Source organism: Aurantimonas aggregata (assembly GCF_010500835.1).
GTDB classification, from domain to species: domain Bacteria; phylum Pseudomonadota; class Alphaproteobacteria; order Rhizobiales; family Rhizobiaceae; genus Aurantimonas; species Aurantimonas aggregata.
Map to the genome: position 1 here is coordinate 889,899 of NZ_JAAAMJ010000001.1, position 23,358 is coordinate 913,256.

Below are 23,358 nucleotides of genomic sequence, written 5' to 3' on the forward strand. Positions count from 1 at the left end.
CCGTGACCGTTCGCCCCGCCCCCCTTTCGCCCTCAGGTCCCCTGCCCGAGCGCTTCGGTGACTGGTTCGCCGGCCATGGCTGGGCGCCACGTCCGCACCAGCTGGATCTGCTGCAGCGGGCCGAAGCCGGCGCGTCGGTGCTGCTGATTGCGCCCACCGGCGCCGGCAAGACGCTGGCCGGCTTCCTGCCGTCGCTGGTCGATCTCGACCGGCGCGGCCGGCCGAAGCCCGGCACCCGCCCACGCGGCGTCCATACGCTCTACGTCTCGCCGCTGAAGGCACTGGCGACGGACATCGCCCGCAATCTCGAAAAGCCGGTCGCGGAGATCGGCCTGAAGATCACCATGGAGACGCGCACCGGGGACACTTCGCAGGTCCGCCGCCAGCGCCAGAAACTGAAACCCCCGGACATCCTGCTGACGACGCCCGAGCAGTTGGCCCTCTTGATCGCCGGCAAGGATGCGCGGCAGTTCTTTTCCGACCTCCGGTACGTGATCTTCGACGAACTGCATTCGCTGGTGACCTCCAAGCGCGGGCATCTCCTGTCGCTGGGGCTCGCGCGGCTACGCGCGCTGCAGCCGGAGATCCAGACGATCGGCCTGTCGGCGACGGTGGCCGAGCCCGACGATCTGCGGCAATGGCTGGTGCCGCAGGGGCGAAATGCCTCGCCGCTGTCGGACCTGATCACGGTATCCGGTGGCGCCCGGCCCGACATCAGCATCCTGACGTCCAAGGAGCGGGTGCCGTGGCGGGGCCACACCGCGCTCTACGCCATGCCGGAGATCTACGCGGCGATCCAGGCGCACAAGACGACGCTGCTCTTCGTCAACACCCGCTGGCAGGCGGAGCTCCTGTTCCAGGAGCTCTGGCGGATCAACGAGGACACGCTGCCGATCGCGCTCCACCACGGCTCGCTGGACGTCGCCCAGCGCCGCAAGGTCGAGGCGGCGATGGCCGACAACCGGCTGCGCGCCGTCGTCGCCACCTCGACGCTCGACCTTGGCATCGACTGGGGCGACGTCGACCTCGTCGTGCATGTCGGCGCGCCAAAGGGCGCCTCGCGCCTCGCCCAGCGCATCGGCCGCTCGAACCACCGGATGGACGAGCCCTCCAAGGCGATCCTGGTGCCGGCCAACCGCTTCGAGGTGATGGAGTGCCAGGCGGCGCTCGACGCCAACTATCTCGGCGCCCAGGACACGCCGCCGCTGCGCGACGGGGCGCTCGACGTCCTGGCCCAGCATGTGCTCGGCATGGCGGTGGCCGAGCCGTTCCGCGCCGACGACCTCTTCGCCGAGGTGATCTCCGCCGCCCCCTATCGCGACCTCGATCGCGAGACCTTCGACCGGGTCATCGATTTCGTCGCCACCGGCGGCTACGCGTTGCGGGTCTACGAGCGCTACGCCAAGATCAAGCTGACCGAGGACGGCACCTGGCGGATCGCCCATCCGCGCATCGCCCAGCAATACCGGATGAACGCCGGCACGATCCTTGAGGCGCCGATGCTGCAGGTGCGGTTGATCCGCGGCCGGTCGAAGGGCGCCATCGCCCGCGGCGGGCCGATCCTCGGCAAGATCGAGGAGGGCTTCGTCGAGGCGCTGTCGCCGGGCGACACCTTCACCTTCGCCGGCCGCGTGCTGCGCTTCGAGACGCTGCACGAGAACCAGTGCATGGTCTCCAAGGCGGTGGACGAGGACCCGAAGATCCCCGCCTATGCCGGCGGCAAATTCCCGCTGACCACCTATCTCGCCGAGCAGGTGCGAGCCATGCTGGCCGATCCCGGCCGCTGGCAGGCGCTGCCCGACCAGGTCTCCGACTGGCTGGAGATCCAGCAGCGCAAGTCGCTGATTCCCGGCCCAGGGGAGCTGCTGGTCGAGACCTTCCCGAACGGGCGCATGCATCACATGGTGCTCTATCCGTTCGAAGGCCGGCTGGCGCACCAGACGCTCGGCATGCTGCTGACCCGCCGGCTGGAGAAGGCCCGGGCCAAGCCGATGGGCTTCGTCGCCACCGATTACGCCATCTCGATCTGGGGGCGCGGCCCGATGGGCGCGATGATCGCCGACGGGCGCCTCTCCCTCGACGCGCTGTTCGACGAGGACATGCTCGGCGACGACCTGGAAGAATGGATGGCCGATTCCTGGCTGCTGAAGCGCACCTTCAAGCAATGCGCTGTGATCTCCGGGCTGATCGAGAAGCGCCATCCCGGCCAGGAGAAGACCGGCAGGCAGGTGACGGTCTCCGCCGACCTGATCTACGACGTGCTGCGCGGCCACGAGCCGGACCATATCCTGATGCGCGCGACCTGGGCGGACGCCGCGACCGGCCTGCTCGATGTCGCCCGGGTCGCCGACCTCCTCGGCCGCATCAAGCATCACATCGTCCACAAGGATTTGAAGCAGGTCTCGCCGCTCGCCGTCCCGGTCATGCTGGAGATCGGCCGCGAGCGGGTCGTCGGTGAGGCGCGCGACGAATTGCTGGCGCAGGCGGCCGAGGACGCGATGATCGCGGCGGCGCTCGAATAAATTCCCAGGTCCGCGCGTAGGGCGGCGCCACGGGCTGCGTATCAGGGACCGGACGCCGACGACGGCGCCGTTTCTTCGCAATGGAGCCAGCCCGATGCGAACCCCGACGACCCTGATCCTGATCGCCGCCTTGGCGGTGCCGCTCACCGCCCCTGCCGCAAGTGCCCAGTCGCTGGTGATGTCCCGCCTGTTCCAGACCATCGACACCAGTCGCGACGGCGCCATCGACCGCGGCGAGTTCGAGGCCGCCATGGCAAAACGCTTCGCGCGCCTCGACACCAATCGCGACGGCTCGCTCGATCACGCCGAGATGGAGGCCGCCCGCGAACGGCTGGCCCGGCGCGCCAATGCCGCTCAGGCCGTCGCCGAAAATCGCTTCGAACGACGGGACCGCAGCCGCGACGGCCGGATCACGCGCGCCGAGTTCATGCATGTGCCAGCTTTGTTCGACTTCGCGGACAGGAACCGCGACGGCCGGCTGGACAAGGAAGAGCTTGCCGCTGCGGCGGACGCGCTGGCTGGCCGCTGACGGCCCCAGCCCCGCTTCCATCCACCCCACACCAACCAGGAGAGAACCCATGCAGATCAAGACCCTTACCGCCCTCGCCGCGCTCTGCGTCGGCACCGCTTTGGCCCTGCCCGCCCAGGCCGCCGATCGCGTCTATTACGGCGCGCGCAGCGGCAGCTACGCCGTGTCGCAGGGCTGCGTCGCCGGCTATGTCGATCGCTGCTACCGTTCGGTGACGGCGGTCGGTCCCAAGGGACGCGCCTATGTGGCGGATCGCGCTGTCGTGGCCGGGCCCTATCGCGCCCGGAGCGTCAGCCGTGTCGTCGGCCCGCGGGGCTACACAGTCGTTCGCACCGGTCACTGGATCCGCTAGCATCCGCACCGGCCGACAATCGGCCGCAGACGCCCGGAAACCGTCCATGCCGGACCTCTCACGCGACCGCGTAGGGCCGGAGCCCGCACCGATGGATCTCCCCGTCCATCCGGTCCTTGGCTCCGACCGATCCGGGGCGCCCGACGCCGCAATCGTCCGCCGCATGGCGGCGGGCGATCAGGGCGCCCTGAGGCAGCTCGTCTCCCGTCACGGAGGCGGGCTGCAAGGGTTTTGCCTGCGCTTCCTCGGCAATGCGGCCGACGCGGAGGAGGTCGTACAGGATGTCTTCTTTCGCGCCTGGCGCTTCGCAGACCGCTACCGGCCGGAAACCGCAACGGTCGCGACGTGGCTCTACGGCATGGCGGTCAATCGCTGCATCGACCGCAAGCGCAGCCGCGCCCTGCGCGCCTTCGTCGGTCTCGGCACCCGCGAGGACACCGCGCCGAGCGAAGCCCCCGATCCGCTGCGCCAGACCGAAGGTCGCGACGCGCTGGAGAAGACCCGCGCCGCGATCGCCGATTTGCCGGACCGCCAGCGCCTGGCGATCCTCCTCGGCGCCGCGGGCGGGCTCGACAACGCCAGCGCCGCCGACGCCATGGGCATCCGCCTCGGCGCTTACGAACAATTGCTGGTACGGGCGCGCCGCACGCTGCGGACGCAGCTCGACCCCTGACAGGCAGGAGCCGAGACATGGACTTGAAGACTTTTGACGATCGCCTGCTGCGCTACGGGCCGGACATCGCTTCCTGGCCGCCCGACGAAAGCGCCGACGCGCAGTTTCTGGTCGCGACCGACGATGCGGCGCGGGCGCGGCTCGAAGCCGACCAGGTGCTCGCCGTACTGGTCACCCGCGCCGCGCGCTCGATCCCGGACGACGCCGCAATCCTCGCCGGCGTTCAGGAGCGCATTGCGGGCACCAGCGGATCGTCCCGCGCAGCGGGCCTTGAAAGCATCCTCGCGCGCCGGCTGACGCCGGCGCCGGTTGCCGCCGGGGCTCTTGCAACCATGCTCATCGCCGTCGGCCTCGGCTACGCCCTCGCCACTCAACCGACGGGCGTCCCGGACGATCTGCTGCTGGCCATCGCCGAAGGCAACTTCGCGGGTGCGGAACTCGGCAGACCCGGCGAGGCACTGCTCTGGCCCGGAAGGTCCTGACCATGCGCCGCTGGATCATTCCCTCCCTCGCGGTCGCACTGTTCCTCTCGCTGATCGGCAATTTCGTCGGCCTCGGCTATGCTCTTGGCCAGTGGCGGGCAGAGAGGCCAGGCATGGCCCTCGTCCAGGCAGCGCTCGGCGACTATCCGCCTGAACTCCGCCGTGCGATCCGTGCCGAATTCGCAGCGGGCCGCGGCGACTTCGTCGCCGACGTCGCGGCATTGCGGCAGGCGCGCCGGGTGATGACTGCCGCGTTGCAGGCCGAGCCCTTCGACGGCGCCGCTCTGCGTGACGCGCAGCAGACGGTGGCGGCCCAAGCCGCTACGCTGCAGCAGCGCGTCCACGCGGCGATGCTGGCGGCGGCCGAAAAACGGGCGCAGCCCTGAGCGACGCGCCCGCTCTTCGCATCGAATGCGCTATTTTGCCTCGTCGGCCGCCTCTTCGCCGATCCAGACCTTGAAGCCGGTCAGCGTGTTCTGCCCGAACGTGTGGGTCAGCGGCACGTCGGCAGCGTCGCGGCCCTGTGCGATCAGCACCCGGCCGAAACGCTGCGCGTTGTTGCGCGCATCGAAGGTCCACCACTGGCCGCCGAGATAGCACTCCATCCAGGCCGCGAAATCCATCGAGGCGTAAGGCGGCGGCAGGCCGATGTCGCTGATATAGCCGGTGCAGTAGCGGGTCGGGATGTTCATCGCCCGGCAGAAGGTGACGGCGAGATGGGTGTAGTCACGGCAGACGCCGACCCCCTCCGAATAGGTCTCCGCGGCGGTGCGGGTGGCGCGGGAATTCTCGTAGCCGAAGCGCACGTGGTTGTGGACGAAGTCGCAGATCGCCTGGGCGCGGCCCCAGCCGGGCGTCGTATGGCCGAACAGCCGCCACGCCTCGTTGGACAACAGGTCCGTCTCGCAATAGCGGCTGCCGAGCAGGAATTGCAGCGTATCCGAGGGCAGATCCTCGATTTCGTGCTGAACGGCGTCGAGACCGACCGGATCGGACAGACCCTGGTCGTGGATTACGCCGTCGGTGCCGAGCACGAAATCCCCGGCGGGCGCGACCAGCCGGTTGCACCAGTTGCCGAAACTGTCGCGGTAGCTGGTGATCGGGACTGCCGGCGTCGTCACGAGATGATCCGGCCGTTCGAGCGAGCCCGCCCGCGAATAATGCACGTTGAGATTGATGATCATCGGCGTCGGTGCCGGCAGCTGGTAGGCGAGCTCGCAGCCCAGTCGGATGCGCATGCGGCATGTTCCTATCGGGCCATTCGGCAATCGGCACGCGCCTGGCCACGGCGACGGCAGCAATCGGGCGGCGCGCCCGGCCGGGCTGCGCCGCAGTTGGCGCACCCCGGACGAACGTGGTGCGCTGCAGCGATGATAGGAGGTCGCACGCAGCTTGGCGAGATGCGACATCGACGACTGCGAGTATCAAAGGCGATTGCTGCCCTTGTTTTCGCCGTCCGGCCTCGCTTGGATGGGAACGAAACGCGAATCACCCTGCGATCTGGAACTCGGCGAATGAATGCACTGGCGCGGCGGCTGCGGCGGAACGACTGTCCGGGCGTCGAGATGCAGTTGGCGGGCGCCACGGTGGTCTGCGATCCGTCGGGGGTCCTCTACGCGCCGTCCGAACGGCTGCTCGTCGTTTCCGACCTGCATCTGGAAAAGGGCGCCGCCTTCGCCCGGCGCGGCATGATGCTGCCGCCCTACGACACGGCTGCGACGCTCTCCCTGCTCGGCGCGGCGCTGGAACGCTATGACCCGGCCCGGGTGATCTGCCTGGGGGACTCCTTCCACGATCGGCACGGCGCGGCGTTCATGCCGGCCGTGTTCCGCGAAGTCCTCGTCCGGCTGATGACCGGCCGCGACTGGATCTGGATTGCCGGCAATCACGACCCCGAACCCCCGGCCTTCGTCGGCGGCGAGACGCTTGAGACGATCGGCGTCGGTTCGTGGACCTTCCGGCACGAGCCGAGCCCGGCGTCCCGTATCGGCGAGGTCGCCGGCCATCTGCATCCGGTGGCGCAGGTCTCGGCGGGCGGGCGATCGAGCCGCAGCGCCTGCTTCGCCAGCGATGGCGACCGGATGATCATGCCCTCCTTCGGCGTCACCACCGGCGGGCTGAACGTCCTCGACCGGGCCTTCCACGGCCTGTTCGACCCGGTTCGCGCCAAGGCCTACGTCATCGGCATCGCGCAGATCTATCCAATCCCCTTCCGCTCGCTCTGCCGGTAGCCGCCGAAGCGTTCAGTAGGTCGAGACGAAGGCGACGACCTGGCAGAGCACGACGACCGCGCTGAGCACCATCCGCAGCCGCCCGAACCAGTCGGGCAGCGCCGCCGCCCGTGCCGCCATCGCGTCCCACAGGCCCTGCAGCAGGAAAAGCAGCGCGAAGCCGGCGAAGAGCCAGGGGCTGGGCAGGAACAGCACCAGCCAAGCGGCCAGCGCCGGCAGCACCGACAGGATCAGCGTCGCCGGTCGGCGCGTCGCCGGGTCGAGCGCCGCGCCCCAGCGAATGCCGCCGAGAAAGGCGAGGATCGTCGCCGAATAGCCGGCATAGGCGAGGATCAGCTGCCGGTAGGCGATGAAGTCGCGGCCGGCATAGACCAGCATCGCGGTCATCAGGACGAAGGGTGTGAGCCCGCCGAGGCCGAGGATCCAAGCCGCACGGATGCCGCGGTCGCGCTCGTGACGAGACGCGGCGGGGGAAGACGGACGGGTGTCGGCGGGATCGGTCTGGGTCATCGGTGGCACTCTAGTCGCGCTTGAACAGGATGCGACCGAACCATCCGGTGAAGATGGCGAGGATCACGGCGGCGAATCCATACAGGATACCGTGATCGGCGGCGAAACCGGAGATGAAGCTCTCGAAGCCGGTCTTCACGACGGTCAGCGACGCGGTGCTGCCACGGATGAACACGCCCTGGCGAAACAGATAGGCCCGCACCGTATGCTCGCCGGTCGGCAGGCCCGCGGGCAATTGCAGGTCGGCGCGGAAGAGCGTCGGGCTGACGAACTGCACGCTGCCGAAGCGCTGGTTGTAGAGGCCGTTGTTCTCCCGGATGCGCCTGAGCGCGGTGGCATACTCGTCGCGATTCGGCACAACGGTCTGGCCGTCGTCATCGGCCACCGGCTCGCCGCCACCGCCAAGCCGCAGATCGGCGATCCCGATCGACAGATTGACCCGGTTCGCCTCGCTCATGATGTCGGCGAGCGGCCGGGTCGACGCCAGGGCATAGGACGCCGGTGGCGCTGCGAAGCTCTCCGACCCGCGATTGATCCAGAGCCCGAGCGTGCGCTCCTTCTCGCGCACCACCACCGGCCGGCGCGGACCGATCAGCGCCACGACGATGTCGTAGCGTTGCTCGCGCAGGATGCGGCCGTCGGCGTTGTCGAGGGCGCCGAAGACGACCAGCCGCGCACCGGTGAAGTCGGAGGTGATGCCGATCTCCTCGGTCGACAGGCCGATCTCGAAGGTCTCGGGGGCCAGCTGCGCCCGCGCCGGCACGGCCAGGACGACCGCAAGCGCGAACAGCGCTGCCAGGGACTGCACCAGCCGGGCAGGCCTCGCGAAGATCATGGACCACCGGCGGGTCATCCGGTCTCTCCGCTCGGCAGGCTGATCGAGAACGGCTCCTCCGGCGTGACGACGAGCTCGAAACCCAGCCGCAGGCCGACCGCGAGGACCAGCAGCGCCAGCAAGGCGCGCAGCTGGTCGCCGCGCAGCTTGCGCCCGGCTTCCGCGCCGAACTGCGCGCCGACGACGCCGCCGAGCATCAGCAGGAAGGCCAGCACCACGTCGATCGTGTTGTTCGTCGCGGCTTGCAGGACGGTGGTAACCGCTGCGGTGAAGATGATCTGGAACAGCGAGGTGCCGATGACGACGTTGGTCGGCACTCGCAGGAGGTAGATCATCGCCGGTACCATGATGAAGCCGCCGCCGACGCCCATGATCGCCGCCAGGACGCCTATCATCACGCCGAGACCGATCACCGGAATGATCGAGACGTACAGCTTGGAGCGCTGGAACCGCATCTTGAACGGCAGGCCGTGCACCCAGTTGTGTTTGCCGGACCGCTTGACCTCGCCGCTGCCGTCGCCGCGGCGCCACATCGCCTGTAGGCTTTCGACCAGCATCAGGCCGCCGACCCCGCCGAGGAAGACGACGTAGAGGAGCGAGACCACGAGATCGAGCTGGCCGAGCCGCCTGAGCAGCGTGAACAGCGCCACGCCGCCGACCGAGCCGACGGCACCGCCGATCAGGAGCATGGTCCCGAGCTTGAGGTCGATCGTGCCGCGCTTGTAGTGGGCGAGCGCGCCCGAGAAGGACGCGGCGATGACCTGGTTGGCACCGGTCGCCACGGCCACCGCCGGCGGGATGTTGTAGAAGATCAGCAGCGGCGTGATCAGGAACCCACCGCCGACGCCGAACATGCCGGACAAAAAGCCGACCGCGACTCCCATCCCCATGATGACCAGGATGTTGACGGAAATTTCCGCGATCGGGAGATAGAGGTTCACGAGCTGGCGGCTCTTTGCACGAGGGAGCCAGAGAAGGGTCCCAACCCTCTTCGCCCGAACCTTCGACGCCTGTCAAACGATTGTGGCGCCTCAGCTGTCCTTTCGCTCGAGCAGCGCGCGAATGAGCGCTTCGTCGATGTTGCCGGTGGCCTCGAGCCCCGCCGATTGCTGGAAGGATCGGATCGCCTCGGTGGTCTTCGCGCCGGCGACGCCGTCGGGCGTGCCGGGATCGTAGCCGAGCTTGATCAGGATCGCCTGAATGTTGCGGATCGCCTTCTGCATGTCGACCGAAGAGGTCTGCAGGCTGGTGTCGACGTCGCTCGTCCAATCCGTCGGCACGTCCACCGTGTTGGCGGTCTCGTCCCGGATGGCGGGCTTGAATGCCGCCACCTTGGCCTCTGCCACCTCGAGCTGATCGGCGTCCAGGGATTTGGCGATCTCGTCGCGCTTCGTTCCGGCGTCGGCATCGCCGGCCGCCGCGACGATCGAGAACCACTTGAAGGATTCGGTCAGGTCCTGTTCCACCCCGGCGCCGCGAGCGTAGAGAATGCCGAGATTGTACTGGCTGTCGGTCATGCCGTAATCGGCCGCCTCCTGGAACCAGCGGGCCGCAAGGACGGGATCGGACTTGCCGTCAACGCCGGTCGCAAACAGCACCGCGAGATTGTGCATGGCGCGGACATTGCCCTGCTCGGCGGCCTTCAGATACCAATCGCGCGCCGCGACCGTATCGCGGGTGACGCCGTTGCCCTTCTCGTAGAGCGTGCCGAGACTGTACTGGGCCGGCGCGAAACCGCGCTCGGCCGACCGCGCGAACCACGTGGCCGCGTCTTGCGGCTTTGGCTCGCCCTGGCGCCCCTCCATCAGCCGCAATCCGGTCTCGAACAGCGCCTTCGGATCGCCGGCCCGTACCGCGGTGAGGAAGGCTTCCGGGCCGATGCCCGCCGGCGGCTCGATGCCTGCCTCGAGCGGCAGGGCGGCGGGTGCGGCATTCTGGGGTCCGGAGGCCAGCGAAGCGGACGGCACGGCAGGCGGCACGACGGCGCGCGCCTCCCCGACGCCGGCAGCCGGCGCGGCGGATGAGCCGGTTTCGGACGCGGCGAGAGGACCTGCCGGCGGCACCGGCGTCTGCCGCGGCGAGACGTCCCGCGCTGCCGGGATTTCGCCCGCGGCTTCTCGCTGCGCCGGCTCCGCCGCACGCGGCGGCGTGACAGCCGGCACGGGCTCGTTTTCCGTCGGCACGGCATAGTCCGCAACCGGGCTGCTCGGCGCCAGGCCAGCCGTCTGGTCGTCGCGCGAGGCCATCAGGGCCTGGCCGAGCGGCAGTGCCATCAGCGCCAGCAGCACGGCCCCGATCGCCATGACGATCGGCTTGCGGCGGCGCGACACGAGTTCCGACAGGCTGACCTTGCCGTTCTCAGGGTCGGCGTCGGCATCCCGCAGGCTCTCCGTCTCGGCGGCGGCGGCCATGGCGGCGCGGCGGGCAGCGGCGATGAAGTCGGCCTTGCCGGCCTGCTCGGTGCCGCGCGAATGGCCGGCCTGCTGGGCCCGGACGCGTTCGAGCAGCGCCGCAATATCCGGCGTACCGGAGCCGATGGCGAGCGGCCGGTTGGCCTCGCGGCTGTCGAAAATGTCGGCGGCGTCGAGGGACGGCGCCTCGACGGCGGCCGCGGCGCGGGACGCCTCTGCAGGCTCTTCCAGCACCAGTTCCGGATCGTCCCAGCGGGCCGGCCGGTCGAGCGTCTCTGCCTTGCCCGCGGCGACCTTGCGACCCTTGAGCGTGCGGGCGAGGACGGCCTTCAGGCCGCCGCCGGCCTGAACGGCCGGGACCGCCGCAGCGGCAGCGACTGCCGCGGCGGCAGGCGAAACCGGCGCCGCCGACACCCCTGCCGCGGGAGGGACGGAGTCATCCTGTCGCCCGCCGGTCATCTCGCCTTCGATGCGGCCGATCCGGTCGACGAGCTTCAGAAGCGTGCCATGCACCGTCTCGAAGAATTCCTGGGAGCGGCTGCCGGTCTCGCGGGAGAGCTTGTCGAGAGCGCGGAGATCTTCCGACAGCCGCGCGACATGTTCGCCCTGGTGCAGGTCGCCACTCGCCAGAACCTGGCGGATCGCCTCGTCCGCGGCCTGGCGGGCGGCAGCCATGACCGCTTCCTGGTTGTCGTCAAGGCGGCGCTCGATCGCGCTCAGGCGTCGTTCGAGTTCGGGGTCGGCGATCGCCGCCGGCACACCGTTTTCGGCGATCATCTGCGACAGCCGGCTGATCTGCGCCTCCAGCGTGCGCACCATCGCGTCGTCGACACGCGAAGCGGCCTGTTCCTCGAACCGGGCAGCCAGGGCCTGCAGCCGCGTTTCCACGGCGACGATCTCAAGCGGCGAATTGTCGCCGCCCAGCGTCGCCAGCTGCACCGAGAAATGCTCGATGCGTTCGGCGAGCTCGCGCGCGCCTTCCTCGTTGGACAGCGTCTCGATCCGGTCCGCCAGTTCCGAAATCCGCGCCGACAGCACCTCGCCCTCGGCGTCCTCGGCCATCGAGTCGACGCGTGCCGTCAGGGTCTGCAGCCGGGCCTCGATGCGTTCGACCGGGCTCATGTCGATCGTGTGCGTGCGGGTGGTAGCCGAGACGATGGCCCGCGAGATCTCGTCGAGGCGCTCCTCGAGCACACCGAAATGGTCGAGCTCGGCCTCCTCCTGCTGCTGCCTGGCGAGCGATTCGATGCCGAGCGCCAGCGCGTGCACCCGCTGCTCCAGCGGCGCGATCGCCAAGGTCTCCGGCAACCGTGCGAGCGCGGTCTCGAACTGCTCGAGCCGCTCCGCCATCGCTTCCATCTTGGCTTCCATGTCGCGCGAGGCAAAGCGCTCCTCGAGCACGCCCCAGCGCTCGTCGAACGCCCGCACGGACTGTTCCGAGGCGAGCGTTTCGAGCTTTTCCCGAAGGCCGGCCATTTCCGTCTTCAGCAGCGCCGAAAGGCCCGGCTGGGCGTCGGCGGCCGGAGCCGCCAGGTAGCTCTTCTCAAACTCGTCCCAGCGGCGCTCGACCGCCTTGACCTGCTCCTCGCTGGCGAGCGTCCCGAGGGAGACCCGCAGCCGCTCCAGCTCGTCCTTGATGTCGCGCTTGGTCCGCGTGTCGTCCTCGGCCCGGCCGGACAGCGCCGTCTCGAAGGCGTCCCAGCGCTTGCCCACCGCCTCCAGCGTCTCCTCGCGCGCCATGGTGCCGACGAGCGACCGCATCGCTTCAAGATCGTCGCGGAGCGCCCTGATGGTGGCGCCATCGGCGCCGTTGTCGGCCATGCGCGAAAGTCCGTCGTCGACCCGGGCGATTTCGGCAGCGATCTCGTCGGCGCTCGCATGGGCGCCGATCATCCGGCGCAATTCCTGGAAGGCCGCCCCGATCTGGTCGAGGCGCGGCTCGAGACTGCGGGCCATGTCATCGCGCAGTTCGGCACGGAGCCGTTCGAGTTGCCGCGTAACGTCGGAAGAGGCGGCCTGGCTGCGGTCGCGATCCGGGTGGGTCGATCCTGGACCGCGGTGGCTCCTGACCGGCTTGGGCGGCGTGGGTTCGGCCGGGCGCCGGGTGGAGGGTGTTGCTGCAGCGCCTTCCGCGTGCATTTCCCGCTGGCGCATGGTGATCTGCGAAACCGCGTCGGACAGCGATGGACGCGGCTGCGGTGCTGTCGCCTTGGCCAGCGAGACCGAACCTGCGGGCGGCAGCTTGGCTGTCTTGGCATCGCGCATCTGCGACAGGCGCGACTCGAGCTCCTCCAGCGTCCGGCTCAACGCATCGAGGGACGAGGTCTCCTCCGAGCCGTTGCGCACGACGGAATGGGTATTGGTCTGTTCGGCCATTGCAGATTTCCCGGTCGGCTGGAGCCTGTCACCGGCCCCCGTTCGCAAGCATGCGCCCACACTTGTGCTCCCCAAAGTCCACTGAACATGGTGAATGAACAGTTAAACCCGTTTGGACTTCCTTAGGGATTACGTGTGCAATCCGGTCCGAAGCTGGACCCGAGCCTGCCACGCGTCTTGTAAGAGCCGCATTTGGCGCGATATTCGGGTCACTTCGGCCTCGCGCGTGCTCCGTTCGGATCGCAGCCGCGACGGCGCATTGTGAATACGGGCTTCTCTAGATGGCAAACGTGAAACTGGCTGAACCTGCGGACGAAGCGATCGCGGTCGATGTCGACTTCCTGCTGGGCCGCGGTGCGGACGACGACACGCAGCAGGAGGTGTTCAAGATCGGCGACCTCTCCCGCGAGTTCGGCGTGACCCTGCGGACGTTGCGATTCTATGAGGATCGCGGCCTTCTCTCGCCGCAGCGTCGGGGCACGACGCGCCTCTACAGCCGCCAGGACCGCACTCGGCTCCGGCTGATCCTCCTGGCTAAGATGCTCGGATTTTCACTGACCGAAGCCAAGCAGCTGATCGAGATCTATCATCAGCCGGGCGGCAAGCGCCGGCAGCTCGAAGTCGCCCTCGAGCGGTTCCAGGAGCAGCACGAGATCCTGCACCAGCAGAAGCGCGAGATCGAGGATTCGATCCGGGCAATGGATGCCTCGATCGCCCATGTCGAGCAGACCCTGCGGGACTGGCAGAACTAAGCCGCAGCACGCGACATCATCCTGATATGCATCGTCCTCTCTCGGGCGCCTGATCGGCGGCCGTGCGATTATGCATGCCCGCAGCTTCCCTAGCCGAATGGCCACTCCGCGCGTAGCCGCCGGCTCTCGCCCTCCGCCGGTCCGGTTCCTGTGATGGATGGCCGGCACGCGCCCGAGCCACGGGGCCCTAAACCGCAGTAATTTTGTCCCGCCCGCGACAGCGAACGCCAATCACCATGCGTCTCAGATATTGACGTTTACGTCAAAGTTATCCATAAATGTCGCAACACGACGCGGAGGAATTCATGCCGAGCTATCAGGCCCCCATCGAGGACACGCTGTTCGTTCTGAACGATCTGCTGGGCTTCGACCGCCACAACAATCTGCCGGGATTTGCCGACGCCTCGCCGGACGTTGTCGAGGCGATTCTCGGCGAGGCCGGGCGGATCGCCTCGGAAGTGCTGCAGCCGCTGAACCGGGTCGGCGACCGCGAGGGCTGCCACCGCGCCGCCGACGGGTCTGTGACCACCCCGACCGGCTTTAAGGATGCCTACCGCACGTTCCGCGAGGGCGGCTGGGGCAGCCTGCCCTTCGATCCCGCCTATGGCGGCCAGGGCCTGCCGCACACGCTGTCCACCGCGGTGTCGGAGTTCATGTCTTCGGCGAACATGGCCTTCGCCATGTATCCGGGGCTAACGGCGGGGGCGATCGCGGCGATCTCGGCGCATGGCAGCGACGCGCAGAAGCAGGCATATCTGCCGAACATGATCGAGGGATCGTGGACAGGCACGATGAACCTCACCGAGCCGCATTGCGGCACCGATCTCGGCCTGCTGCGCAGCAAGGCCGTGCCGCAGCCGGGTGGCAGCTACGCCATCTCGGGCCAGAAGATCTTCATCTCCGCCGGCGAGCATGACCTGTCGGACAACATCGTCCATCTCGTCCTCGCCCGGATCGAGGGCGCGCCGGAAGGCGTGAAGGGCATTTCGCTCTTCATCGTGCCGAAATTCGTCCTCGATGCCGACGGCAAACCCGGCGCCCGCAACGCAGTCAGCTGCGGCGCGCTCGAGGAGAAGATGGGCATCCACGGCAATTCCACCTGCGTCATGAACTACGACGCAGCCACCGGCTGTCTGATCGGCGAGGCCAACAAGGGCCTTCGCGCCATGTTCACGATGATGAACGAGGCGCGGCTCGGCGTCGGCGTCCAGGGCCTGGCGATCTCCGAGGTCGCCTACCAGAACGCCGTGACCTATGCCCGCGAGCGGATCCAGGGCCGCTCGCTTGCCGGTGCCAAGGCGCCAGACAAGAAAGCCGACCCGATCATCGTGCATCCGGACATAAGGCGCATGCTGATGACGATCCGCGCGATCAACGAGGCCGGCCGGGCGTTGATCCTCTGGACCGCGCTGAAGGGCGACCTGTCGCACCGCGCCGAGGCCGAGAGCGAGCGCCAGGCAGCGGACGACTGGATGGGCCTGATGACGCCGGTCATCAAGGGCGTCCTGACCGACAAGGGCTTCGACAACGCCGTCATGGCGCAGCAGGTCTATGGCGGCCACGGCTATATCGGCGAATGGGGCATGGAGCAGTTCGTCCGCGACGCCCGCATCGCGCAGATCTACGAGGGCGCCAACGGCATCCAGGCGCTCGATCTCGTCGGCCGCAAGCTCGGGCTGAACGGTGGCCGGGCGGTGCAGGCGTTCTTCGCCGAGGTCGGCCAGTTCTGCGAGGAAAATCGCGGCGACGAGAAGATGGCGCCGCTGACCAAGGGGCTCAAGAAGGGCCTCAACGACCTGCAGCAGGCGACGATGTGGCTGATGCAGAATGCCATGGCGAAGCCCGACAATGCCGGCGCCGCCTCCACCGACTACATGCACCTCTTCGGCCTCGTCGCCCTCGGCTACATGTGGGGCCGGATGGCCAAGATCGCACAGGACAAGATCGCCGCCTGCGCCGACGGCCAGACCGAGTTCATGGAGAAGAAGCTGGTGACGGCGCGCTTCTACATGGACCGCATCATGCCCGAGAGCGCCGCCCACCTCGCCCGCATCTCCGCAGGCGCGGACTCGATGATGGCCATGGAGGCCGACGCATTCTAGGAAAGGCGATCAGGCGGGAGCCGGACGATGAACCGGGAGCAGTTCCTCCGGGAACTCCGACGCGATGCGAGAAAACGGGGCATCATGTTCCGGATCGTTGAAACGCGCGGCAAAGGTAGCCACTATCGGGTCCACCTCGGCGATCGTTTCACCACGGTCCAGAGCGGCGAACTGACGCCGCTGATGGTCCGCTCGCTGCGCAAGCAACTGGGAATGGATGACACCGATGCGTGACTACCGCTACCTGGCCGAACTGAGCGACGATCCCGACGGCGGGGTGGTCGTCAGCTTTCCCGACGTGCCCGAAGCGATCACGTCCGGACCGGACCGGCGCCAGGCACTGGCGTCTGCAGCCGACGCGCTCGGCCTGGCACTGCGCGGCTATCTCGCGGAGCATCGCGAGATGCCACGGCGAACGGCAGAAGGTGTAACGATGGTCACACCGCACGCCGACGACGTCCTGAAGCTCGCGCTGATCGAAAGTCTGCGCCGGCAGTCAGTCACTCCGGACCGGTTTCGTGATCTGTCCGGATTGAAGGACTGGGAAGTCGCGGCGTTGTTCGATCCGGATGCCGTCAACGGTGTCGCCGACCTGGAGAATGCCCTTGCCCTGCTCGGCCAGAGAATCCGGATCGCGGTCGAGGCAGCCTGACGGCGCACGCCCAATTTCAAGAACATATCGGGAGGTCAGCATGACCGAAGCCTATATCTACGATCACGTTCGCACGCCCCGTGGCCGCGGCAAAAAGGACGGCGCGCTGCACGAGGTGCCGGCCGTGCGGCTCGGCGCCAAGGTGCTCGAGGCCCTGCGCGACCGCAACGGCATCGACACCAGCACCGTCGACGACATCATCTTCGGCTGCGTCGACCCGGTCGGCGAGGCCGGCTCGGTGATCCCGCGCGCCTCGGCCTTCGAGGCCGGCTACGATTTCGCCGCGCCCGGCATGCAGATCTCGCGCTTCTGCGCCTCCGGCCTCGATGCGGTGAATCTCGCCGCCGCCAAGATCGTCCAGGGCGCCGACGACCTCGTCATCGCCGGCGGCGTGGAATCCATGTCGCGCGTCGGCATGGGCATGTCCGGCGGTGCCTGGATCATGGATCCGTCGGTGGGAATTCCCTCCTACTTCATGCCGCAGGGCGTGTCGGCCGACCTGATCGCGACGAAATACGGCTTCTCCCGCGACGACGTCGACGCCTATGCGGTCGAGAGCCAGAAGCGCGCCGGCAAGGCGTGGGAAGAAGGCCGCTTCGCCAGATCGGTGATCCCGGTGAAGGACCAGAACGGCCTGACCATTCTCGACCGCGACGAGCATATGCGCCCGACCACCGACATGCAGTCGCTCGGCAGCCTGAACGCTTCCTTCGCCATGCACGGCGAGATGGGCGGCTACGATGCGGTCGGCATCCAGGCGCATCCGGAGATCGAGGCGGTCAACCACGTCCACCATGCCGGCAACTCGTCGGGTATCGTGGATGGCGCCGGGGCCGTGCTGCTCGGCTCGAAGGCCGGCGGCGAGAGCCTCGGCATCAAGCCGCGCGCCCGCATCCGCGCCTTCGCCAATATCGGCTCCGACCCGGCCCTGATGCTGACCGGTCCAGTCGACGTCACCGAGAAGCTCCTGAAGCGCGCCGGCATGGAGCTGGCCGACATCGACCTGTTCGAGCTGAACGAGGCCTTCGCGGCAGTGGTGCTGCGCTACATGCAGGCCTTCGAGATCGATCCGGCCAAGATGAACGTCAATGGCGGCGCCATCGCCATGGGCCATCCGCTGGGTGCGACCGGTGCGATGATCTTCGGCACCGTGCTCGACGAACTCGAGCGCCAGGGCAAGCAGACGGCCCTGGTCACGCTGTGCATCGGCGCCGGCATGGGCACGGCGACCATCATCGAGCGGGTCTGAGAGGGATGCGTGGCGGCGAGCGGCGGGAGCCGCTCGGCTCAGGCCGTCTGGCCGCGCTCCAGCGCAGCGAGCGTTGCCGAGCCGAGACCCGGCAACGCCTCGAATTCCGGCTTGGCGAACCAGTAACCCTGGAAGAGCGTCACCCCGGCGGATTTGAGCGCGAGGAACTCCGCCTCCGTCTCGACGCCTTCGGCGAGGATCGCGATGTCGAGGTCACGCGCAATGGCCAGCAGGGCGGCGAGGATCGCCTGGCGCGCCCGGCTGGTGTCGACGTCTCGCACCAGATGCATGTCGATCTTGATCAGGTCCGGCTGGAAATCGGCAAGCAGTCCGAGCCCGGCATAGCCGGCGCCGAAATCGTCGAGTGCGGTGATGAAGCCGATCTTCCGGTATTCGGTGATGATGTTGCGAAGATGCGCGACGTCGGTCACCGCCTCGCCTTCGGTGAACTCGAACATGATCGAGCTGAGGGGGAACTGGCTCTTTCTGGCAGCGGCAAGCGTTGCACGGAGACAGGCGGTCGGCTCGTATACAGCATTGGGCATGAAGTTGATCGACAGATGCAGGTCGTCCGACTGCGCGAAGAGCCGGGCTGCCAGGTCGATCGCCTTCACCCTGCAAGCCTGGTCGAAGCGATAACGCTGCTCCGGCGAAACCTTCGAGAGGATCGCGCCGGCGCCCTCACCCTCGAGGCCGCGGACGAGCGCTTCGTAACCCCAGACGCGTTCGGACGCGACGTCGTAGATCGGCTGGAAAGCCATCGAGAAATCGAAGTCGAGGGGGCGGGATGTTTGGCAGCCGGGGCAGGCGTGATCGGGCATGAGCGTCCATTTCGTCGAAATTTCAACGCGGTAATTAGTAAGCACGCATTGGTTTCACGAGTCTGACCAATCGCTGTGTGCGCAATAGCCGCACGCGGTAAAATTTCTCAGGCGGCTAAGCGCCACCTGACCATCGGGAGCGAGAGATGAGCTACGACAACTTCAAGATCGACACCGACGCCGACGGCATCGCGCTGATCACGTGGGACATGCCGGACCGCTCGATGAACGTGTTCACCGAGGAGGTGATGGACGAAATCGATCGCCTGGTCGACGCCGTGGCAAGTGATGCGGCGATCAAAGGCGCCATCATCACCTCCGGCAAGCGGGGCTCGTTCACCGGCGGTGCCGACCTCAAGATGCTCTCCGGCATGTTCGAGCGCTTCGAGACGAAGAAACGCGACAACCCGGACGCCGCCATCAAGGAGCTGTTCGACGCCGCCGGCCGCATGTCCTGGCTCTGGCGCAAGCTCGAGACCTGCGGCAAGCCCTTTGTCGCGGCGATCAACGGCACCTGCATGGGCGGCGGCTTCGAACTGGCGCTCGCCTGCCATGGCCGCGTCGCTGCCGAGGACGCGAAGATGGGCCTGCCCGAGGTCAAGGTCGGCATCTTCCCCGGCGCCGGCGGCACCCAGCGCGTGCCGCGCCTGACCGACACCCAGTCGGCACTGCAAATGCTGCTCAAGGGCTCGACGCTGACCGCCGCCAAGGCCAAGGGCATGAAGCTGATCGACCAGGTCGTGCCGCAGGACCAGCTGGTCGATGCCGCCAGGGCGATGCTGAAGGCGGGCCTGTCTCCGGTAAAACCTTGGGACGAGAAGGGCTTCAAGCTGCCCTCGGGTCCGGTCTACTCGGTGCAGGGCGCGCAGGTCTGGCCGGCTGTCGCCTCGCTCTACCGCAAGGAGACCAACGACAATTATCCCGGTGCCCGGGCGATCGTGAAATGCGTCTATGAGGGCCTGCTGGTGCCGATCGACACCGCCCTGCGGATCGAGCAGCGCTACTTCACCGAGGTGCTGCAGACGACCGAAGCGGCGATGATGATCCGCTCGCTGTTCGTCTCCATGCAGGAGTTGAACAAGGGCGCGCGCCGGCCGAAGAACGTGCCCGCGACGGAGTTGAAGAAGGTCGGCATCGTCGGTGCCGGCTTCATGGGCGCCGGCATCGCCTTCGTCTCGGCGCAGGCCGGGCTCGAGGTCGTCCTGATCGACCGCGACCAGGCGGCGGCCGACAAGGGCAAGGCTCACTCGAACACGCTGCTCGAGAAGGCCGTCAGCCAGGGCCGCTCGACCAAGGAGCAGGCGGAGGCGGTGCTCGACCGGATCACTGCGACGCCGGACTACGCCGCGCTGAAGGACGCCGACCTCGTCATCGAGGCGGTGTTCGAGGATCGCGACGTCAAGGCCGAAGTGACGAAACAGGTCGCGGCGGTGCTGCGCAAGGATGCGATCTACGCCTCCAACACCTCGACCATTCCGATCACCAGCCTCGCCGAAGCCTTCGAGGATCCCCAGCGTTTCATCGGCGTCCACTTCTTCTCGCCGGTCGACCGGATGATGCTGACCGAGGTCATTCTCGGCAAGGCGACGGGTGACAAGGCGCTCGCCGTCGCGCTCGATTTCGTCCGGGCGATCAAGAAGACGCCGATCGTCGTCAACGACACGCGCGGCTTCTTCGCCAATCGCTGCGTGCTTCGCTACATGTCGGAAGCCTACGACATGCTGGTCGAAGGCGTGCCGCCGGCGATGATCGAGAACGCCGCGAAGTTCGCCGGCATGCCGGTCGGCCCGCTGGCGCTCAACGACGAGACCGCCGTCGATCTGTCGCTGAAGATCATGAAGGCGACGATGCGCGACATGGGCGAGGATTCGGTCGACCCGCGCCACTTCAAGATGGTCGAGCAGATGAACGCCGATGGCCGCCTCGGCCGCAAGGCCGGCAAGGGCTTCTACGACTACCCGGCCAAGCCCGCCAAGAAGGCGCTGTGGCCCGGGCTGAAGCAGATGTTCGAACAGAAGCCGGCCGACACGATCGACTTCGAGGAGCTGAAGCAGCGCTTCCTCGTGACCATGGCGCTGGAAGCTGCGCGCACGATGGAAGAAGGCGTCGTCACCGACCCTCGGGAGGCGGATGTCGGCTCGATCCTCGGCTTCGGCTTCGCGCCCTACACCGGCGGCACGATCAGCTACATCGACGGTATGGGCACCGAGGCCTTCGTCGCGCTTTGCGAGAAGCTAGCGGCCAAGCATGGCGAACGCTTCGAGCCGACGCCGCTGCTGAAGGACATGGCAGCCAAGGGCGAGACCTTCTATCGCCGCTTCGCGCCCCGCGGCTCGCAGGCCCGCGCCGCCTGAGCATCGGCAGGACGACGAGATGACGAAAGGGCGGGCCGGCAACGGTCCGCCCTTCGCATATGGCGACCATGGGTTGCCGGCTTGCTGCGACCGCGCCGGAGAAATCCTGCGCGTTCAACGCCGATTGGCCATATTCGCAAGTTTTAAGACAAATTGAAGGGATAGGGCGTGATGGCGGGCGCGACGACAGTCTGCGACCGCGGCGCCGAACGGCGCCTGCCGCTTGCGGCACGGGCGACATGGAGCAACGCATGACGGGGGATTCATCGAAACACGGGGTGCGACCGACGGAGGAAGTCCTGCGGCAGCGCCTGATCGCGCGGCGCAGCGACTATGAGCGCACGCGCGGCGAGGCCGGCCTCGGCGGGCGCCTCAATCAGCGCGGCACCACCAGTCTCTGGGTCCCCGGCGCCGAACGGCCTGTCGGCGGCCGTCTGCGCAACTTCGTCGCTCGCCGTCCTGTCACCGCCTATCTTTCGGTGGCGACCATCGCCGGCCTGGTCTTCGGCGGGCTTGCCCTGACGCTGTCCAACGATCGCCCGGGCTCCCCCGTTCAGGTCGCCGAGATGACGACTGAGGCGCCCGCGGCTTCGTCCGATCAGACAGCCGCCGGAACGATCGAAGCGACCGACCTGCCGGTTGCCGACATCGGGGCCGTCGCCGCGTCCGGCACGCCTGCGACGACGCTCCGCGATCCGGCCGCGGTCGCGCCGCCGGCCACCACCGAAACCGCCACGCGCCTCCGGCCCACCAGCGACGATCTTCCGGCAAGCGAGGCGACAGCCGGGACGATCATCACGGATGAGGCAGCGGCGGCGCTTGCCCTGCGCCTGCCGCCTGCCGACGACACGCTCGCCATGGCCGAAGTGCCCGACCGCCTGCTGACGACGGGCAGCGTCCTGCCGGCGGGCGATGCCGGATCATCGCAGCCCGCGGCCGATACGATCGAGACCGCAACCGGCGACGATACGGCGACGACCGAAACGATGGCCGAGGAAGCTGCTGCCGAGGAAGAGACTGCTTCGGTCGAAGCCCCCGACGCTTCGCGCGCGGCGACGGTCAACGCCAGCGTCAACATGCGCGAGCGGCCCGAGAATGACGCGACGATCGTCGCCGTTTTGCCGGCCGGCAGCGCGGTGGAGATCATCGACTGCGCCCAGTGGTGCGAGGTGGCGGCTTCCGGGAGTCGCGGCTTCGTCTTCAGGCGCTTCGTCGAAGGCGCCGACGGCTGAGCCGAAGCCCGGCCGGCGCGTCAATGCCGCTTCGACCAACGGCGGAACAGGCTCGGCTTCTTGTCGATCTTGTGCGTCTTGCGGCTCGAGCTCTTGCCCAGCGTGTCGGCGACGCGGGCGCCGCGCAGGCCGAGCGGCTTTTCCGGCAGGTCGGTCGTATCCGCCGCCGTCTGGTGCTCCATCTCTGCGTTGATCTCCGCGCCGATGATGAAGATCAGCGACGAGATCCAGACCCACATCATGAAGCCGACGACCGCGCCGAGCGAGCCGTAGGTGGCGTTGTAGTTGGCGAAGTTCCGCAGGTACCAGGAGAAGCCGATCGAGGCGAGGAGCCAGACCACGGCCGTCAGCACGGCCCCGAACAGCACCCAGCTCCAGCGGGCACGGTTGCGGCTCGGGCCGTAGCGATAGATCATCGCGATGGCGGCGACGATGAGGAGGAATACGATCGGCCAGCGCAGCGTGGAGATCAGCACCTCGCTCCACCGCGACAGTCCGACGACCGACATCACCACCGGCAGGACGCCGACCGCGGTGATCAGCACGATGCCGATGAAGATCGCGCCCAGCGTGAAGTACAGCGCCACGACGTTGAGCCAGATGAAGCTGCGATTCTCGATTTCGCCGTAGGCGATGTTCATCGCCTCGAACAGCGTCTTGATGCCGTTGTTGGCGAACCAGAGGGCGAACAGGAGGCCGGTGAAGAAGCCGATCGACAGCGACGCCCGATCCTGGCCGACCAGCGTGTCGAGCTGCGACTGCAGCATCTCGGTGCCGGCCTGCGGCAGGAACCGGCCGATGAAGGCGATGTGGCCGCTGATCGTCGCCGGATCGTTGACGAAGCCGTAGAGCGACACGAACACCGCGAAAGCGGGAAACAGCGCCAGGAGGAGATAGAAGGTCGCGCCGGCGGCGACCAGCATCACCCGGTCCTCCCAGAACGCCACGTAGATCCGCAGCAGGATGTCCTTCCAGCCTTTCCACGGGATCGAATAGGGCCGCAGCGCATCGCGTCCCCGTCCCGGTTCGCTGGCGCGCTGCCGGGTTTCCTCGTCCGTGTGGGCGGCGAACCGTCCCGTCATTCCATGTCCTTCCGGTTCCCCAGCGGCCTATCGCGACTGCGGTACGCGATGATGCGCGCCGATCAGCCATCAATGCCACAATTCGAGGCCGGTTCCGACAGCCTGCCTGACCGATCGACGCAGGAAATTTCGAGGGTCTTCGGAAAATTTGACGTTGCGGTATGGACAGGGGAAGGCGAGCCCCGTAATACTC

At 67.8% G+C, this 23,358-nt stretch carries 21 protein-coding genes; 14 read left to right on the plus strand and 7 right to left on the minus strand.

Going from position 1 to position 23,358, the window contains the following annotated elements:
- The first annotated feature begins 2 nt into the window (after window positions 1–2).
- From GTW51_RS04155 to GTW51_RS04180, 6 genes are all read left to right on the plus strand, one after another.
- The gene (locus GTW51_RS04155) at window positions 3–2,522 is read left to right on the plus strand and encodes a ligase-associated DNA damage response DEXH box helicase (protein ID WP_163042579.1); all 2,520 of its coding nucleotides are present in this window, start codon (window positions 3–5) and stop codon (window positions 2,520–2,522) included.
- 94 nt (window positions 2,523–2,616) lie between these two features.
- A complete protein-coding gene (locus GTW51_RS04160) occupies window positions 2,617–3,051 on the plus strand; it encodes an EF-hand domain-containing protein (protein ID WP_163042580.1) in 435 nt (144 codons plus the stop codon).
- Between the two features lie 49 nt (window positions 3,052–3,100).
- Window positions 3,101–3,403, plus strand: coding sequence for a hypothetical protein (locus tag GTW51_RS04165; RefSeq protein WP_163042581.1), 303 nt, complete (start codon window positions 3,101–3,103; stop codon window positions 3,401–3,403).
- A 91-nt stretch (window positions 3,404–3,494) separates the two neighbouring features.
- A complete protein-coding gene (locus tag GTW51_RS04170; RefSeq protein ID WP_163042582.1) occupies window positions 3,495–4,076 on the plus strand; it encodes an RNA polymerase sigma factor in 582 nt (193 codons plus the stop codon).
- Between the two features lie 17 nt (window positions 4,077–4,093).
- Window positions 4,094–4,558: a hypothetical protein gene (locus GTW51_RS04175; protein WP_163042583.1), complete on the plus strand. Its 465-nt coding sequence runs from the start codon at window positions 4,094–4,096 to the stop codon at window positions 4,556–4,558.
- 2 nt (window positions 4,559–4,560) lie between these two features.
- Window positions 4,561–4,944, plus strand: a complete 384-nt coding sequence (locus GTW51_RS04180; protein ID WP_163042584.1) for a periplasmic heavy metal sensor — start codon at window positions 4,561–4,563, stop codon at window positions 4,942–4,944.
- Between the two features lie 30 nt (window positions 4,945–4,974).
- Here GTW51_RS04180 and GTW51_RS04185 read toward each other — a convergent pair whose 3' ends face one another.
- Entirely contained in the window at window positions 4,975–5,796 is an 822-nt protein-coding gene (locus GTW51_RS04185) for a transglutaminase-like domain-containing protein (protein ID WP_163042585.1), read from the minus strand.
- Between the two features lie 276 nt (window positions 5,797–6,072).
- On the opposite strand from GTW51_RS04185, the gene pdeM reads away from it, so the two are divergent.
- The gene (gene pdeM, locus GTW51_RS04190; protein WP_163042586.1) at window positions 6,073–6,789 is read left to right on the plus strand and encodes a ligase-associated DNA damage response endonuclease PdeM; all 717 of its coding nucleotides are present in this window, start codon (window positions 6,073–6,075) and stop codon (window positions 6,787–6,789) included.
- A 12-nt stretch (window positions 6,790–6,801) separates the two neighbouring features.
- Here the strand turns inward: pdeM and GTW51_RS04195 are convergent, their stop codons facing one another.
- From GTW51_RS04195 to GTW51_RS04210, 4 genes are all read right to left on the minus strand, one after another.
- Window positions 6,802–7,299, minus strand: a complete 498-nt coding sequence (locus tag GTW51_RS04195) for a DUF3429 domain-containing protein (protein ID WP_163042587.1) — start codon at window positions 7,297–7,299, stop codon at window positions 6,802–6,804.
- A gap of 10 nt (window positions 7,300–7,309) precedes the next feature.
- Window positions 7,310–8,152 (minus strand): TIGR02186 family protein, encoded by an 843-nt coding sequence (locus tag GTW51_RS04200; RefSeq protein ID WP_163042588.1) that lies wholly within the window; start codon window positions 8,150–8,152, stop codon window positions 7,310–7,312.
- Entirely contained in the window at window positions 8,149–9,075 is a 927-nt protein-coding gene (locus GTW51_RS04205; RefSeq protein WP_163042589.1) for a TSUP family transporter, read from the minus strand. Before GTW51_RS04205 ends, GTW51_RS04200 begins: the two co-directional genes overlap by 4 nt.
- Before the next feature lie 90 nt (window positions 9,076–9,165).
- Entirely contained in the window at window positions 9,166–12,921 is a 3,756-nt protein-coding gene (locus GTW51_RS04210; RefSeq protein WP_163042590.1) for a peptidoglycan-binding protein, read from the minus strand.
- Between the two features lie 281 nt (window positions 12,922–13,202).
- Between GTW51_RS04210 and GTW51_RS04215 the strand changes: the two genes are divergently transcribed.
- The 5 genes from GTW51_RS04215 to GTW51_RS04235 all read left to right on the plus strand — a co-directional run bounded on the left by GTW51_RS04215 (window position 13,203) and on the right by GTW51_RS04235 (window position 17,676).
- Window positions 13,203–13,673 carry a MerR family transcriptional regulator gene (locus GTW51_RS04215; protein ID WP_163042591.1) on the plus strand — a complete coding sequence of 157 codons (471 nt, stop codon included), beginning with the start codon at window positions 13,203–13,205 and terminating at the stop codon, window positions 13,671–13,673.
- Window positions 13,674–13,978: 305 nt separating this feature from the next.
- A complete protein-coding gene (locus tag GTW51_RS04220) occupies window positions 13,979–15,775 on the plus strand; it encodes an acyl-CoA dehydrogenase C-terminal domain-containing protein (protein WP_163042592.1) in 1,797 nt (598 codons plus the stop codon).
- Window positions 15,776–15,802: 27 nt separating this feature from the next.
- Window positions 15,803–16,009, plus strand: coding sequence for a type II toxin-antitoxin system HicA family toxin (locus tag GTW51_RS04225; RefSeq protein WP_163042593.1), 207 nt, complete (start codon window positions 15,803–15,805; stop codon window positions 16,007–16,009).
- Window positions 16,002–16,427, plus strand: coding sequence for a type II toxin-antitoxin system HicB family antitoxin (locus tag GTW51_RS04230; RefSeq protein WP_163042594.1), 426 nt, complete (start codon window positions 16,002–16,004; stop codon window positions 16,425–16,427). Before GTW51_RS04225 ends, GTW51_RS04230 begins: the two co-directional genes overlap by 8 nt.
- A gap of 40 nt (window positions 16,428–16,467) precedes the next feature.
- Complete coding sequence (locus tag GTW51_RS04235; RefSeq protein ID WP_163042595.1) at window positions 16,468–17,676, plus strand: acetyl-CoA C-acetyltransferase; 1,209 nt, start codon at window positions 16,468–16,470, stop codon at window positions 17,674–17,676.
- Window positions 17,677–17,714: 38 nt separating this feature from the next.
- On the opposite strand, the gene GTW51_RS04240 is transcribed toward GTW51_RS04235, so the two are convergent.
- Window positions 17,715–18,497, minus strand: a complete 783-nt coding sequence (locus GTW51_RS04240) for an EAL domain-containing protein (protein WP_163042596.1) — start codon at window positions 18,495–18,497, stop codon at window positions 17,715–17,717.
- 146 nt (window positions 18,498–18,643) lie between these two features.
- Here GTW51_RS04240 and GTW51_RS04245 point away from each other — a divergent pair, with 146 nt between their 5' ends.
- Both GTW51_RS04245 and GTW51_RS04250 read left to right on the plus strand, forming a co-directional pair.
- A complete protein-coding gene (locus GTW51_RS04245; RefSeq protein ID WP_163042597.1) occupies window positions 18,644–20,851 on the plus strand; it encodes a 3-hydroxyacyl-CoA dehydrogenase NAD-binding domain-containing protein in 2,208 nt (735 codons plus the stop codon).
- 251 nt (window positions 20,852–21,102) lie between these two features.
- The gene (locus GTW51_RS04250; RefSeq protein ID WP_163042598.1) at window positions 21,103–22,083 is read left to right on the plus strand and encodes an SH3 domain-containing protein; all 981 of its coding nucleotides are present in this window, start codon (window positions 21,103–21,105) and stop codon (window positions 22,081–22,083) included.
- Window positions 22,084–22,103: 20 nt separating this feature from the next.
- Here the strand turns inward: GTW51_RS04250 and GTW51_RS04255 are convergent, their stop codons facing one another.
- Window positions 22,104–23,165, minus strand: a complete 1,062-nt coding sequence (locus GTW51_RS04255; protein ID WP_163042599.1) for a YihY/virulence factor BrkB family protein — start codon at window positions 23,163–23,165, stop codon at window positions 22,104–22,106.
- Window positions 23,166–23,358 lie beyond the last annotated feature (193 nt).